The following is a 17,369-nucleotide window of genomic DNA, read 5'->3' as shown; positions in this document are numbered from 1 at the left end:
TCTCATCATAGATTTTCAAATGACTATGAATGATGAGTAAAGATCAGGTTTAGAAATGAAGAAGAGTCATTCATTGATATAAAAAATGAGCCCCCATACTCTGTAATAACGCTACTATTTCAAAAACATATTTTTTATAACCTTAAAAACCAATAATTATGGCATCACAAAATCCAGTAATCAATCAAAGTGGAAACGCTAGTATTAAATCAGGTCAGTTTTGTACCTGGAACACAGCAAACGGAACAAACTCCACTATTACTATTGCTAACTCCAGCAGAAGCAACGTACTGAAATTCGCTATTTCAGGAGCACCAGGAAGCGGTATTATTGTAGACGACGCAGGGAATTCAAGATCAGCGTTCGACGGAGTCTATTCTTTAAAACCTAACTCTCCCAACATTGTAGTGACTGCTTTTGGTGATTTTGGAGGCTCTACAGTCACTATCACAAACATCACTAATGTTCAAAATGATGCTGAGGCAACTATTCAGTGCCAAACCAGCTAAGTGCAGCTATAAACTTCACTTTCAGATCCTTTTACTATTTATTCTTGGCCATACCCTGGCAATGGGTCAGGGGCTGGCCAGGTCTAAAGCTGATACCGTATCGCTTTCCCGTTTTGAATATGCACAGAAACTCACCAATAACGGAAGCGATTGTATCTGTTCGATCACCAATACCAGTCAGGCTAATATAGCGATGACCGTTTTGACCGGTGCCCCTGATACCATTCAAATGGACAATGCAGAAACTTTCAATGGTATACATTCTTTAAGGCCCGGCCAGCAGCTCATTACTGTAGGCAACTTTGAAGGCAAGAAAATCACCGTATTAAATCTGTCACTGATGGATGTTGTAATTCTTGTTATGCTATTCTGCCCTGGTTAAGTATTCACATCATTCCATTTTGAGAACCAATACCTATTCTTATGGCACCATCCGAAACAGAGACCCTATTCAGCAATGAAAATTCAGGAAATCCTGCGCTCTATATATGTAATCAGATAGGACAGCACTGGACCGCTTTATTGCTTCCTGATGGATCTGCTTATACCGACCCTACCATCAGCCTGAAAGTGGCTGCACAGCAGCAGGTCTATTTCCTGTTCGCCAAAACAGCCCCCGCTGATGCAAAAACCTTTATTGACACCTATCGGCCTTACCTTTTTAAGTTCCGGCAGAATGTGACAGCCAATCTCACGACAGCATGGCTAACCGACCCTAACAAAACACCCTCTACCCAAAATACAACGGTCCTGAACTTCGCACAATTTGGCCCCACCGCCCCATTTGTGGTAGGACAGCCATTTACTGTAACCATCGGCAGCGGCTTCGGTACGCTCTCTATTCAGAACAATACCGTGATGCAGCTGCAACCGGACGAAGACTCTAATGCCTTACGCCTCACATGGACACCTGGCAACCCCAATATGACCTTTGCCAACAAAGTATTCGGTACCAGCTCTCTGTTCAGAAGCGACATTACCATTCCTTTCAGCGGCCCGGGTACGGGCTCCTTCCGTTTTTTGCTGGGTCTGAATATGAACCTTGACTTTAAAGGATACGGTCTGCAAAACAACTACTACTATGGCGACAGCACAGCACCTTCTTACTTTACTTATCCTATTCTGCAGACAGGCGTTACCAATGATTATCTCATTACCCAAACCGAAATCGATCTGCTTGATGTAGCCAATAATGACGGACTGAATACTTATTTTGCCATCACTGGCCAGATCTACAATGTGAATACCGGTAAAACAAGAGCAGCCAGTCTGCCCAGTTATTATGCGATTAATACCGGCTACCCTATTACCTTATGGCCCGCAGTGGACATGGTGGATTCAGGAGCACCGGTCAATAATCTCTTCCCAACAGACACTAGCGCACGCTTTGTCATATCCCCGCAGGATGCTGCAGGGATCAAATCATTTTACCTGTCGCCCGAGGGAGATTTTTACCTCGACCCGGGCGCATCACAGGCTGCTTTTGCCGATGAAAACGGACAGTACAGCTTACTGCCCGGCCTTTCCGGTACAGAAGTGGTTTCATTTACTCCCTATAAAAACAACGCTGGCAATATCACCGGCGACACCATACGTTTTACTTCAAAACAGGCGGCCTTTGCGGCCAATTTTCCAGGTCAGGAAGTATCCCTGGCCAACCCCGGCACGGATAAACCCGTACTTGACGGCACTTATCTGACGGCATGGGCTAATATCGTAGCCGCCACACCAGGCAATGTGCAGTATGCCTCACAGCCTCAGGGCGCTTCTTTATACGCTAAAGATCATGGCGTGGCATCACCAGGCAATAATATCACAGGATTTCTCGGCTTTTACGAACCTTCCGTAGATATGCCTCAAACCACTGGTTTTGCGGTACCCATGGCACCTTATCTTGGTATCAACCCCGTACCTCCACCCAGTGCTGATGGTATCGGCACGTTTGAATCCAAGGTACTCAGCGCCGAAAGAAAAACATTAATATCGGCTGCTTTCAGTACGCCACACAGCAGTAAAAGCAAGGCCAAAAGAGCCATGGCCAAAACTGCAGCTACAGACTATACAGCCTCGGCCACTCCACAGGGTCTGGTCGCCAATGTGAGCAACGATGGTAACTGGAGTTTACTGAATCTGGCACAAAATACCGTTAACAGCGGTTCGCCTGAATACCTTAACCCGGAGGGACAAACTCCGGCAACACCTCCGCAATACCAGCTCAGCCTCATCAACCTGATGCCTGAAATGCAAAGTGCCTTCCTTACCAACCAGCAATTTCTGGTGGTAACCAATAATCAGTATCTGGGCGATTTATTTTCAACCATGAATACACCCGGCGGGGGCTCAAGCAGCCAACCTGTGTTCAACAATAAAATGTCCATTGAAGACTGGCCGTTTGATCTGAACGTAGGCACCAGCAATACCTACGCCGATTACAATAATGTATTGATCTTTAAATTCTGCAAAGGCTCCATTATCGACCGGGTAAAAAATCCCAAAGAATGGACCCAGGCCAATGCATTTAACATAGATAAAAACAACACCGATTCCGCCGCTGCTTATAATCAGCTGGTCGCGGTATCATCCTGGCTCCAGACCTATCTTGAAGCAGCCGAAGATGCCTACAATGCAGCATTGGCCGATCCTTCTTCCGGTCAGCTGGAATATTATCAGAAGTTTCACGCCATCATCAATGATCCCAATTGGAATGGTATTCTGGCTTTGAAAGCAACGATCGATTTACAGGAATTCCCGCAACAGTTAAAAGGATTGATCAGCGGTATTAACCTTAAAAACTTTTATGCGCATCATTTCGGAATAGAAGTAAACCGGGTAGATGCCAGTGGCGTGATTACCATGGATCCCGTCAGTTCACTGTTTGGGCTGATCAATTATGTTGATCCCGCTTATGCCCAGCAGATATCACAGGGACTGAACCCCAATAAACCGGTACAGCCTGCCGCCGGAGCTACTTACGATTTTAAAGTACTGTTCCTGCAGGTATTATTTGAAAATACCGCTATTAAGGACTTTGCCAGTAAGCTTCAATTGACCATGAATAATCTGTTCTCTGATAAAGTGACCGGAACCAACAATCCATATGGTTCAAATAGCCTGAATACGGTAGTACTGAACGGTACTTATCAGGATCATAACGGTACTCCGGTCTATGTTTTCGACAATAAAGACGATAATTTGTTCTACTTTGACAGTAACCTGCTGGCCAATGTAGAGATCACTAAAATACAGTTCAACACCCTCACGACAGATCCTGCAGCACTGGATATACAATCAAGATTTACGATGTGGGGCTACCTCAACTTTGATACGATGATCGCTCAGGCAACCACCCAAGACGGTTCAGACTATCCGCTGGATGCTTTTTCCTTTGGTATCGCATCGAATGATGGCACCCTGCAACGCGGACTCAATTACAGCAATTTGTATGTAAATATGGCCTTTAATCTCAATACGCCAACAGTGACCACTTATGCTTTTGATGCCTCGCAGATCGCGTTTAACTCATCACAAAGCAATGCCAGACTCAACAGTCTTTATCCCAATTTTGCTTTGCAGATCAATAAACTGCTGAGTGGTAATGATGATTCGGCGCCATCGGGTCAGGGCTATTTAAAACTCTCCTTACCCGGCATCAATGCCACAGGAATTACCGGCGATTGGTATGGTCTGCAGATGACCCTTAATATGGGTTCACCGGGCGAGTTGGCCAGCAGTATGGGTTTTAATGCCAGTCTCCTTATCGCATGGAGTCCAGGTTCTAAAATTGCAGCTCCCGGCTATAATGCTTTTGTGGGGATCAAGCTGCCAGGGACTGCCAGCAATGCCAAGCTGCTGAGTATACAGGGTGTATTGAAACTGGCTATTGATAAACTGAGCCTGCAATATGTGGTGGACCAGCAGTCCTACCTGCTTACCCTGTCCAATATCGCTTTGAAACTGCTGGGTATCCTGAAACTGCCACCGGGCGGTAATACCGACTTCCTTTTGTTCGGTAATCCCAATCCCGGAGCTACAGCCAAAAGTCTGGGCTGGTATGCTGCCTATAACAAGAATGTATAAACCTGTTGCTATAAACCTAAAATCGATGTCTTATGGCCCGTATCTTATATTGGAACATTGAAAAGTTCGGAATCAACAAAATAAATGAACCCAGAGCCAAGCGGAAACGGGATGGAACGCTTACGATCCCTCCACCGCAGGCCGGTTACAGAAGAGAAGTGATCCGTACAACCCTTATCCAGAATACCCCCGATATTTTTGTGGTGGTAGAAACATCTACGGGCACAGGTGCTCCCGGCACGCTGATCACAGCAGGCGGAGAGACGGGCAGCCTGTTCCTGCTTCAACAGTTAAGGGCTTGGTTTCCTGCTCCCAATGACTGGCGGCTTGTTCCTCCACTCAGACTGGGACAGGGTAATGTACAGGAAGGTATTTCCGTTTTTTATAACCATGCCAATGTACAGTTTACAGGTCCATGGGGCTGGCAGGGCGGAGCTAATCCCTCTGATTCAGTAGCCAATATCGGAGCTGGAAATCTTGTCAATTATGGAATCAACTGGATAGGCGCGCTCCCTCTGGGTAATGCACCCGGCGGGAATAACCCGATCAATCCGGGAATACCCTACCGTCACCTGGCGGGTCAATGGCAGTTCCGCGGACCTGCTGTCGGAGGTGTTGCCCCTGTATTGGATTTTCCGAATGCTTTTAACAGAACTCCTTTTTTAACGACATTCTGGGAACCGGCAAACGGAAGGACTATCAAATTACTTTCCTTTCATGCTTCTCCGAAAAAACAACAGTCGGCAGACGGTACCAACCAGCTTTCCTATATTCAGGAAATGACGACCAACCTTGCCGTCAATGAAGTGGGCGTGATCGTCGGAGACTTTAATGTGGATATTTTTAACACCCATTTCGAGCCTATTGCTTATGATCGGTTACTTAATAACCTTCCCGGAGGTGTCGGCTATACGCGCCAGATCAACCCCACGCCGAATGTATGGCCGGACAAAGGCTATGTATGCACCATGATCAGATCGCACAACAGTGCAAGACCGTGGCAGACCAACGGATATCCCGGTTACGAGTATGTGATCCAGGATACTTTCTCGAGTGTGGATAATATACTGACCCGATATGGCGGAGGAACAGCTGTTGGTCCCGCCACGAACATCACCATCGTGAACAGGGTAACCGGCACGACGTATAACCGGGATGCACCGCCTATAGTGGGCGCACCACCGGGAAGCCTGGTATACAATTCTGCTATGGCTTTGAATGCAGGAATGCCTGCGGCAGGATTACCTTCCGCTCTGGCACTTCCACCGGCAGGTCCCGGAGGACATGGCGGTTATGTTAGAGGCAATATAGGGGCTATGACCACTTTTGTTGGCTGGAACAATTACCGACGGGTCAGAAGTACAAGTGACCATATGGGATTAATTGTAGACGTTTAACCGAATAACATTTTATTATGAGCTTATCCAAATTAGCTGCTACCTTCAGGAGCCAGGCCGCTGCCAATAATAACAACATTACTATTAATGCAGCATCTTTTACCGATTCGGACCTGATCCCTCAGGCTGGGCTGGACGATCTTTTGTCCAAAAGCTACAAGCTGCCTGCTGATTCGTTTCTGCTGATCGACATCTCCGGCACTTCTATCCCTGAGCCTGGAGAAACATTAACGATTACCAACGCAACCGCAGCCATACTCAATGTAGAAAAGACTAATACTTCCGTCACCCTGATCGTTACAGCGAATGATGCGGATGAAGTTCAGTTTACCATACAGATCAATCTCTCCAACTGGACATTTGCCACAAGCTGGCAGTATATGACCGGTGGTGTATTTGATAATCTTCCTTACACTTCGCCTTCCTTTATTTTCAGTACAGATGAAGTGGCTGCTTTTAAATGGCAGCAGAAAAATATTTCATTAACGGAAGGACAGAACTTTGCAGCACTTATTACACTGACCAAATGGCTGCAGCCTGTTGTGAATTTCTTTACTTCCTGGACCTCATCTACGCAGCTTGCTCTTGTAGGAAGTATAGATCCTTCGCAGGTCAACAATGAAGATATTGTTTACCCTGATCTGGATCTTTTTGTCAATGTAGATGCCACTCTGATATCCCTGGGATTTCTGAAAGTCAGCAACCCCGGTATTGGGTTTCAGATTAAAACCGAAGAAGAGACCATTCCCACCGAACCGGAAGATGAAGGGGATGCACTGCGCCTTGAGTACGAAACAGATGATGGATTGATGCCAACCGCGGGTGAGACGGAAAAAGTACAGACACCTATACTCTACTTCCGCCTGTTACTGGCGGCCGGTGATGCGATTGTATTGAATTTTAGCGCAGCCGTCGAATCAGGATCCTCTTCTTTCCTGCTGAATGTAGCTTCCGAACCGGATAAACCCCTTACCCCGCTCAGTTTATTTGGACTGATGGCCGGGCAGAATTGGTTTCAGACCATCCCGCCCACTCTACAGCAATACCTCAACAGTATTGCATTCAAAGGATTTAATACCTCTCTAGATTTCAGCAACGGACTGAGTGTAACCAGTGTATCAGCATATATAGGATCGAATGGCGCATGGACGCTTTTCGATAATTTTGTTATTGAACAATTCGATGTGAACTGGGTCATCATTGGTCCGGGAACCACGAATGCACAAAGTTTATATTTCAGCGCAAGAGTCAACTTTTTCCCTACTATATTTGTCGGAGGTTTTGATGTAGAAATCACTTCAGATCTGACACTTTCTGCTGCTTTTACGGGATCGGTTACATTTAACAATTTATTATCAGCCATTACAGGAGGAGCTATCAACATCCCTGAAAATTTATTGTTGGTTGAGTTTACCGCTTTCGGTATCAATATGGATATCAACAGCAAATATTATGAGTTTTATGCCAATGCCAATATTGACATTAATTTCATCACCAATGTTTCGGTAACTGATGGTACTCTTCGGCTTACTTCTTCTTCACCCGCAAGTGGTTCAGGTCCAAGTATATTTACCGCCCAGGTATCGGGATTATTTGCCATTGGCAGCCTGCAGCTCAATACGGATGTGAATTACAATTCATCTGACGGATGGGATTTAAGCCTCGCAATGCCTGAAGGCAGTAATTTAAATCTGGGCGAACTCATTAAACAATTATTCCAGACCATCAGCCTTCCTACCAGCTTCCTTCCTGACAGCTTAAATATTACACAATTCTCGTTGAATGCAACCATTCCAAGCGGAACAGGAAAAAGCAGCTATGAAGTAAAAGGAGGCCTGCAATGGATCTTTAATTTCCCGATTATCGATCAGAAAATCAATATTATTGCTAATCTCTGGCTGAAATATGAAGCCGCAAGCAATGATTCTGCCACCGGAAAATACTCGGGCGGTGTATTGGGCAGTGTCACTCTGGATTACTTCAATGCCACCGTTGGCATCAGCTATAATTTCTCCGAAAACAACCAGCAACTCGCGATTACCTGGGAAGGATTTACTGCCATGTATGACGTGAGCGGACAAAGCCGAACTATTGTTTTCTCCATTAAAAACTGGACCCTGGGCGGATTGATCACTTCTTTCATGAAGATGCTGTTCAACCCTACATTTGAACTCGATGCCCCATGGGATATACTTAACAAAATAAGTCTGGACGGATTCTCGGTGACTTACAACCTCGACACCAAAGATATTAAGGTTACCTATAAACTGCCTAAAACGCTTAACCTTGTATTCATCAATATTAACGGCATCAATCTTACCAAAACCGAAAAAGGAGTATTTATCACCTTCGACGGTAGTTCGGTGGTGCCTTCTATCAACGACAGTAACCTGTTCAAACCTTCCACCGGCGGACAGGACATTCAGAAAATGCCGGAAGTACCGGGACAGGGCAACCAGTATTTTGACCTGCGGCTACTGGCTATGGGTCAGCATGTAGAATTGGTCAATCCAGCCCAATACAATTCCATCAAAGATGTAACCAAGGCCATGCAGGAAGCCTTTACCGAGCCTAAACCGGGCACTGTGCCTATAGGACCGGGTTCTGGCAATACCCTGCTGCAGTTCAATGAGGACAGCAACTGGCTGATCGCCACCAATTTTGGGATACTGAATGCAGGCACCAAGGATAAACCGGTATGGACGCTGGATATGCAGGTTGTGTTTAATGATCCTAACCTGTACGGTCTGCGTATCGCCATGGCTGGAGGAAAAGCCAAGATATTCGAAGGACTCGATTTTGAGATCATGTATAAAAAAATCTCTGACTCTATCGGGGTCTATCAAATAGATCTGACGCTGCCTAATGCTCTGCGCTATCTGCAGTTTGGAGCAGTCAATATCACGCTGCCTTCCATCGGTATTGAAATTTATACCAATGGTGATTTTATGGTGGATATTGGATTCCCTTATAATATGGATTTCTCCCGTTCGTTCACCCTTCAGGCCATTGTGCCGCCGGGTATCCCTGCTATGGGTTCAGGAGGAATATATTTTGGTAAGTTAAGCAGTGCTACGACTAATAAAGTCCCTAAAACCAATTACGGAAACTTTAATCCGGTGATCGTATTTGGGATCGGCTTGCAGGTAGGTGTGGGCTATAGCGTGAATTACGGTATACTCGATGCCGGTTTCAGCATTACCATGTTTGGTATTATTGAAGGCGTGATCGCCGCTTACTATCCTTACAGCGGAGCTTTACAGGAAAGCAATAAGGAACAGGTAGAAACCTCCTATTATTATTACCTGCAGGGTACCATCGGAATTATTGGTAAATTATACGGTTCCATAGACTTCGGGATCATATCGGCCAGTGTCAATATTACCGTTATGGTGTATGCACAGGCTACTTTTGAAGCCTATAACAAAATACCACTGGCTATCGTAGCTTCAGTGGATGTCAGGGTTTCGGCTAAACTGAACCTGGGGATCTTCTCCATTACCATTCACTTTACGTTTACGGCCAAAATCCGCTTTGACCTTACCATTGGGACAGATCAGACTGCCAAAGCGCCTTGGAACAACAATCTTGGAGCGCCACATGCTGCTGCCCGGTTGTCTGCACCTGCGGCGGCTGTACGAATTGCACCAGCCCGCAAGGCAACACCGCTTGATGGTGCTTTGCCTGTTGAATTTGCAACCATTGATGCATTCGACGTGACAGAGGAAATCTGGCCTGATCAAATGGTGATACGCCGTTCACCTCATATGCCTATCAACTACAGTTCTGTATTAGCAGCAACTTCTGCGGACAGTCTGCCTACACTGAATTTGTATTTTGTGCCTCACTTGACCGTGGCAGGACCTGAAAACGGCAACCTGAAAGACCAAGCCGCACAATATGTAGCAACCCTGTTCACCGATGCACCTGATCCATCGGGTGATGGCAGTGGAGCTACGACTTCTTTTGAATATCTATGCGCCGACTTCTTCCGTTGGCTGGTACTAAACTATATTGACCATACCCCATCACAATCTGCCCGTGCAGAAGTAGATACGGAAGGTATTTCAAAAGCGGATCTTGATGCTTTGATCGCCTTCCTGTCCAGCGAAAGCAATCCTTTCCCTATACCAACCAATGATTTGCTCAGCTTCCTGCAAAACAGCTTCCAGGCCGTTAACGTTCAGCTGCTGGAAAACAATCTGACTGCAGCAGCCATCTTCCCTATGTTCTTTGATCTTGAACTGAAGGTACCTGATATCTCATTAGACATCCAGTTCAATACTTATAATATGGCTACGCAGGAATACCTGTCGGCAGTGAAAGAATGGTTCAATGAACTGGCTGTAAAAGTACAGGAAGAGACAGCAACTGCTGCCCGATTTGCAGTATCCGATCCCCAGCAATGGAGTATGTCTACTTTTGTTTTTGAAGATTATTTTGTACTCTTAGGCAAGCAGTTGGCTGGTTATGCATCCGATGCGATGGATAATTTCACCTATCGCCTCAGCAATGGCAACAGCTTATCCGCTATGGTCAACTGGGCTAATGGTATTAGTGTAGACGGAACAAGCAATAAGGTCAATGTACAGGACATTGCTACCGCTAATCAGACTCATCCGCTTACCGGTAATAATCCGGTAGTCATAACAGGGATTATGTATGATATTGCAGATGGCGACACCTTCACTTCTGTGGCGGCTATTTATGCCATTACAGCAACCATGCTGATCACAGAGAATGCAGCTGTGCCAGGATTATTGGCACCTCAAACGCTTACTTATAAAGGAAATTCCTATACTGTAGAGGCTACTGATACGATCAATGCAGTAGCGGCCGGATTAAAAACAACGGTAAGTGATCTTGCCGCTGATACCAGCTTCCAGAATACGGCAGTTCTTATGACGGGCAGCTGGCTGATCATTGGTGCTGCTATCTATACCGCTAAAAACGAAGATACCTTTAATGGCATCTGCACTAATGTCTACAAAAAACTTGACGTGAGTGCCCTGTTAATGCAAAATCAGATGACCCCGGGATTATTCATTGCAGGTAACAGCTTTGAATATAATACGATCCCATACACTATTGTACAGGGTGATACGCTTACCAGCATGGCAGCTGCTATTTCCATATTAGCAAATGCTACGGTTACCCCTCAGGACCTTGCGGGTAATCTACAGGTACAGGCCCTGCAAGTCCAGCCGCTGGGTCAGGTACTGGTGCAACCGTTTATCCATACAACCGTTTCCTTCGGCGATGCTGCTGAGGCCGACACACTGGATACTCTGGCACAACAATATAATACTACGGCAGCCCTGCTGGCCACCAATTATGCCAACCAGCAGCAGGACAAATTCTTCTACGACGGCGAAGGATATACCAATGCCAATATTCCGGGTCTGCAATACCTTACCGTAGGAAGCATTCTGGAATACTTTACCGATAATAATTCTTACGGACAACTGTCTGGTATGGTATCGCGCTATCAATTACACGGTATGCGTCTGCCTACCACTCTTCCGGGTCTTACCCTTTCGGCCGGTTCACCTTGTACCGGTGCCAATTGTGCCCTGTATTCATTGACTGGCCAGGAATTTGCCCTGCCTGCTACGATACCTGCAGACTTCTCGATACAGCTGATCAACAATTCATTAAGCTGGCTGCAGTTCAACGGAAAAACAATGAGGGAAGAAGGTGGCAATACCCTCGATATCACCTTAACATCTGACGATCTTAACCAAATCAGTACCCTGCTTACCTATGCACAGGAAACGGGTATACAGCCGGATGTACTGGAACTTGCCCCTATGCAGCCTTTTAACCTGCAGGCGGTACAATATACCTTCCAGACTACTACGAAATGGCAGACATCAGGAGCGTTGAATTTACCTTACGGATCTCCGGGAGACCAAAGCAATGTATCGCCGCTGATCTGGCAGTTCCCTTCCGGTCTGCTCAACCAGCTGGCACTGCCTAAAGAACAAGGCTCAGCGTTCAGTGTTCAGATAGGACAGTACGATGCCGCCAAAGGGGTGATGGATTACTGGCCATCTTCTTACTACGGATGGAGTACGATGGTAGATATAGAGCTTAAACTTCTGGATACTGATTCTACCGCTTCGGTAAATGCTTACAGCTATGAACTTCTGGGGGCAAGTGAGGCTGATGCAACTATTCTGCAAAGACTGTTGCTGGCATTAGATCCAAAATCAGCTAACAATAACACGGATAAGATCGTTGATATACAATGGCTGTATGAAGGCTCAGACGGATTATTATCTGTTGGCATGGAGCATATGAAAACATTTATTGTACAGGCCAATCTCTCTACTGAAACCAATCCGGATACCGCTACCCTGAAAATGGCAGCAAGAGAGGAAGCTGACGCAGCGCCTACCACAGGTGTACTGAACAGTATCTACGATTTTATCCGCCTGCTTTGGGAGTGCAGCATTACCCGTTCAGGAGGCTATTACCTGATGTACAACGAGACCGAAGGCAACACAGGTTTTCCTTCCAGTGTGTTCGGTAAAGGGGATACGGCTAATGTACGTCTCCTGGTCACTTACAGCAGCCAATACAACAACAAACCAACTGATTATATGACCTGCGCCGTAACAGGCGATAAGATCGATGCGAACTCCTGCGTGGTCTATGCACAAAGCGAAATGCAGAAAGGATTGTCGTACTATGTTAACACTCCTGATGACACGATCGATAGCATTACGGCCCGCTTCAATATACTGCCTGCCGAACTGGTAGAGCTGAATAAAAAAGTAGTCCTCAACACTAAAGCAGATGCAACAAACCCTGCACAATATCCTGTACCTGTTATCACCTTTAACGGACTGGTAGCCGAAGTAGGAACTAACGGTCCCGGCAATTCATTGAGCTCCATTGCGGCCTATTATGCAGTGGATGCAGCGGCTATTCAACAGCTCAATCCGGGTATCAGCGACTGGAATAACCTTCCGCTTTGGCAGCTCATATTGTTACCTCAGGTACAATATACCATCGGTGGTAAAGCAGGTGCTACCTTCGAAACCATTGCTTCCTATTACTTTATAGACATGGCTGCTATGGCCTGGGCTGCAAGGGATGTGGTGAACATCTTTGTGAATCCTACCACGCTTAGCATCAACGATCAGATCCTGCATAAGGTAACCACCGTACAGCAAGGTACTGCCGGTTTCGATCTGAACCGCACGAATCCTAACCCTGATCCGGACAAACAACCTAAAGTAACGGATCCTGATTATGCAGAAGTGTACCTCAACAATATGTACAACCTTCTGAGTTATCAGGTGGTAGAGAACAGTTGGTTTACGGAAAGTATTGTAGGCTTACCAGCAGGACCTGCCAAGCCACAGACACAGGACGATGTACTGGGTAAAACAGACGACAGCAACGGCGACGACGATCTGATATGGTATTACAACCAGGTGGTGCCTATTGCCAAGTTCGCTAAGCCTAATGCTTTTATGACCTATCCGGCCGGCTATCCGCAGGAAGATGGAAACCCTTACCGTGGTATAGGTCATCCGGTGCAGGTACATTTTGACTGGGTAGATTATTACGGCAACCAAACGGTTACTCCATTCAGTGATCCGGAGCTGGATCCTGCCACACCAATCAATAACCCTCCTATTCAGACAGGTTATGTGGATGAGCTGAAAGGACTGAGTAAATGGCCAAGTGTGGAGCTGAGTTATTTGTTTGACCTCGGTACCGATAATGAACCGGAACTGAAGCTGGAATTCAACTTTAATACGCAACGCTATAACGAGCTTCCTGATGTACCGGCAGACCAGCAGCAAGACTGGAAACAGAATGCCGCCAATGATTTACTGACGTACACGAATGTATATTATCAACTGACCCAGTTAAATCCGGTAGATGGTAAGAATACTTTGACTGCGACCCTCAGTACATCGCTTACTCCTGGTAAAGCCACCAATCTGTCCGGAGACCAGTTTAACCAGTTATTACAATTTGTAAAAGATATTTATACGTATTTGTCTGCACGCAGCCAGGGGAATCAGGGTACGGCTCCGGTTATGAACCCGCTCACCAGCCCGGTTAATGCAGCAGATATCGATACCCATTCCATCTTGCAGCTCACTGTGAATCTTGATTTTTACCGAGACCTGAATTATGTGAATACCGACTTTAAAGACAGTACTTTGGTCACCCAGGCTCTTACGCAGGTGAAACCGAAAACGATGTCTACAACTGCACAGGACGGCACTGATCCGCAGTACAGTCTGAATGAGTTTGCTGCCCTGTTTGAAGCTGCCTTTTTAAGTGTTGGTAATTACGAACTGAAGATCGCCATCGGTACGAATGCTTCAACAGCAGGAGGTGCCAATAACCAGGCTGTATTTGTAGTCCGCATGGGCTTAAGATCCGGTCAGGGTATTTACTGGCAAGTCAATCAGGCAGGTACTTATCAGCTGACGGCTGACTCTATTGCACAGCTGACAGCAGACGGCGTGCCGGGCGATGTGACCACTGCGATCAATACGTTGATTGATACTCTGTATGACAGCAGAGATCTGTTTGACACTGCTTTGCAGCAACAACTTACGGAAGAACAATTTAATCAGTACAGAATCAATATCTATACGTACAGTTTGCTGAATGCCGTATTCTATGCGCCTAAGCCATTGGCGACAAGTCTTGTTTCCAAAGCTGGCGTCCCTATATGTGATTATCTGACAGGCCAGGGTCTGGATTGCAGCAAAGGTGAAGTGCAGACGTTTACAGGGATAGATATGGATAACTGGGGCTCACAATCCCTCAATGCCATTGATGTGTTCCTGAGCGCAGATTATGCTATACCCGCTTTCCTTGTGGATCAGTTGAAATCAAATGAAGAAAAAACATGGCTGGATGCACAGGGCATTGATGCCAATACTTACCTTCAAGCCATTACCAATGCTAAGACTAAACTGGCCGGAGCCATTGCTTCGGAAGTGGAGCCTGTACTTACAGCACCATATGTTTCAACTGCATCGGGTGACCATACCAGCCTTGGCAATGCGAAAGATAAATTTGAACAGCAATTGCTCAACCAGCTTGGCAATGCCTACACCGTCAATGCTCTGGTCCAATTTGAAGTAACAGCGGAATCAGACTTTGTGGCATCCGGCAGCTATCAAACACCGCCACGTCTTTATGGTACCCCGGTAATTGGTAATAAAACAGATGGTGAAGCAAAAGAATACAGCATCTCCACCTCCAAGATACAGCTGAATGAAAAGGATGCCACCGATACGGATTCCTTCCTTACCTTCAGCTTTACGACTAAAAATGCGAAGGAATTTACCAGCGTAGATCTGGATATGACCTATGTAGTGACGCATGTGGAATGCGACATCAGTGATGTGGCAGGGATCAACGGCTATCAGGGCTCTAACTGGCTTACTTTTATTATTCCTGCTGATGTTAGCAGTAACAGCAATACGCTTAAAGCGGCCTCTGTTGCTTCATCTCTGCAGCAAAGCTTAGGTAATGTAGATATTCCTGTAGTGCTACGAAACTATCCTACACCGCCTACATTGACCACACAAACAGGCAAAGGAGTATCTGTGGAAGGCGACACCACCAAAACGCGTCTGGCCAAAGCATCCGAATGGGATTTCACCTATTCCTATACCGAAGATCAGGCTGCGCAGGACAAGATATTCTCTGATATTGAGTTCAATATGATTCCGAATCCTTCCGCAAAAATGTTCGGAGCACCTTCCCGCGACCTTTTCAGTGATCTGGCACAGTTCGTCACCGTTTGGCCACAGGTACTGGATGATTTCAACCGTTATCTGAAACTGATTAATGCTCAATCAGACAGCAGTGATACTAATCTGGAGAATGCTTATTATGCATTACAAACCATGGTTACTTTATCCAATAACCTTGCGATTGCCTGGAGCGAATTCAATAGTCTGCTTTTCGGCAACCCTAACAGCAATGGTACTGCCCGAGCCTACGATTTCATCATCCGCCAGACAGATGATACTGATTTCGACAACCGCCTGCTGGTAACCATTGTACCTTCTGTGGATATGTCTGCCAGTGATCTGTTGTTATATCGTGGTACTAAAGCAGTACTGGAAGCAGAACTGCCGCAAACCCCTTACGTGACGATTGATAATTATACAAAAGTGAATGCCACCGATAAGAAAGGGGTGCCTATTCCTAATTCGTATTGGTATCAGGCCGCAGATAAAACCTATCTGTCATGGGAAGAATCCTTCAATATTCCATCGCGTAATGTCAATGTAGATGCACTGAATGTTTTACAGTTCCAGTATGCGTGGGCAGGTCTGTCTATCATACGTAATGAAGACCTCGTGCCTTATAATCCGACAGTGAACGACTTTATTTACCGTACCCCGCTGGTAAGGTTCTCCAATAAGCTGATCCCACTGCTCAGCAGCGACGATACCTTTGATATTGCAAGGATTAATAATGATACAGGACTGAACCTTCCGCTTGCACAGCAACTGGCCAACTTCTTCAGTACTTTCTTTACGTACGATGAACTGGCAGAGCAATTGGTGAAACTCAGCGTCTCATGGAATTATCCTCTGCTGGCCTCATCAGGAGATCTGCTCCCTGCGATAGAACTGCCTGTGTTACTGGCAGCACCGTTCACTTTCGAGATTCCAACGGATTATGAGATTCCTGCCGGAGGATGCCAACCATCTTTCAGCGACTCCGACCCGTTTGTGTGCCGTCTGGCCAATACGCTTAAAACATGGTATAGTCAGCATCAGCCTGTGAACAACGGGGCCTGGCTGCAGATCGATATAGCCGTTTTCTCATCGCTCAGCGAAAGTAAGTTGCCGCTGATAGAGCTTAAAGACGTCATACTCTATTATAAGAATATTACAGATATGAATGCTTAACAAAGCTTTAATTTCAATATATGAAGTATACCAAAAAACCCTTGCTATTGTGAGGGTTTTGGTTTTTATTTAATGATTTTAAAGATGAAATGCTTTTAAACACGAATTTCACGAATAAGTTCACAAATGACACTACTTATGCTATGCAAATAAATTTGTGTAATCAGCGGGATCTGTGGGAGATTTTGACGCAAAGTTCTATTATAACTCTTATGATTTTGAGGGGAGCAAAGGGGGCGATTTCATCGCTGACTAAGCGGACGGATAAAACATACGCTTAATCGAATCAATCTTTGATTGATTCTCTCTTTGCCTCCTAAACTATACGGTATTGAAATAAACCTTTGCGTGAATAAAAATTCTATATGGTTTAGCTACATTTTATCACTTTGGAACTAGAGGGAAATTGGACAGTATGTAAAGTTTTTTAGACGCAAAGGTCTTATTATAACTCTTATAATTTTAAGGGGAGC

5 protein-coding genes are annotated in these 17,369 nt (G+C 45.7%); all 5 read left to right on the top strand.

Annotated elements, in window-relative coordinates; genetic code table 11:
* Positions 1–158 precede the first annotated feature (158 nt).
* Genes JET18_RS05970 through JET18_RS05950 form a run of 5 tightly spaced genes read left to right on the top strand, consistent with a single transcriptional unit; the run spans position 159 to position 16,896 of the window.
* Positions 159–509, top strand: coding sequence for a hypothetical protein (locus JET18_RS05970; protein WP_202089697.1), 351 nt, complete (start codon positions 159–161; stop codon positions 507–509).
* Positions 472–891, top strand: a complete 420-nt coding sequence (locus JET18_RS05965) for a hypothetical protein (RefSeq protein WP_156122738.1) — start codon at positions 472–474, stop codon at positions 889–891. Before JET18_RS05970 ends, JET18_RS05965 begins: the two co-directional genes overlap by 38 nt.
* A 41-nt stretch (positions 892–932) precedes the next feature.
* Positions 933–4,586 (top strand): hypothetical protein, encoded by a 3,654-nt coding sequence (locus tag JET18_RS05960; RefSeq protein WP_202089696.1) that lies wholly within the window; start codon positions 933–935, stop codon positions 4,584–4,586.
* Positions 4,587–4,618: 32 nt separating this feature from the next.
* A complete protein-coding gene (locus tag JET18_RS05955; protein WP_202089695.1) occupies positions 4,619–5,983 on the top strand; it encodes a hypothetical protein in 1,365 nt (454 codons plus the stop codon).
* Positions 5,984–6,000: 17 nt separating this feature from the next.
* Entirely contained in the window at positions 6,001–16,896 is a 10,896-nt protein-coding gene (locus JET18_RS05950) for a LysM peptidoglycan-binding domain-containing protein (RefSeq protein WP_202089694.1), read from the top strand.
* Positions 16,897–17,369 lie beyond the last annotated feature (473 nt).

This window comes from Chryseobacterium endalhagicum (genome assembly GCF_016745235.1).
Lineage (GTDB): Bacteria > Bacteroidota > Bacteroidia > Flavobacteriales > Weeksellaceae > Chryseobacterium > Chryseobacterium endalhagicum.
The sequence above is the reverse complement of the archived record's forward strand: the minus strand, read 5'-3'. Positions and strand labels throughout refer to the sequence as shown.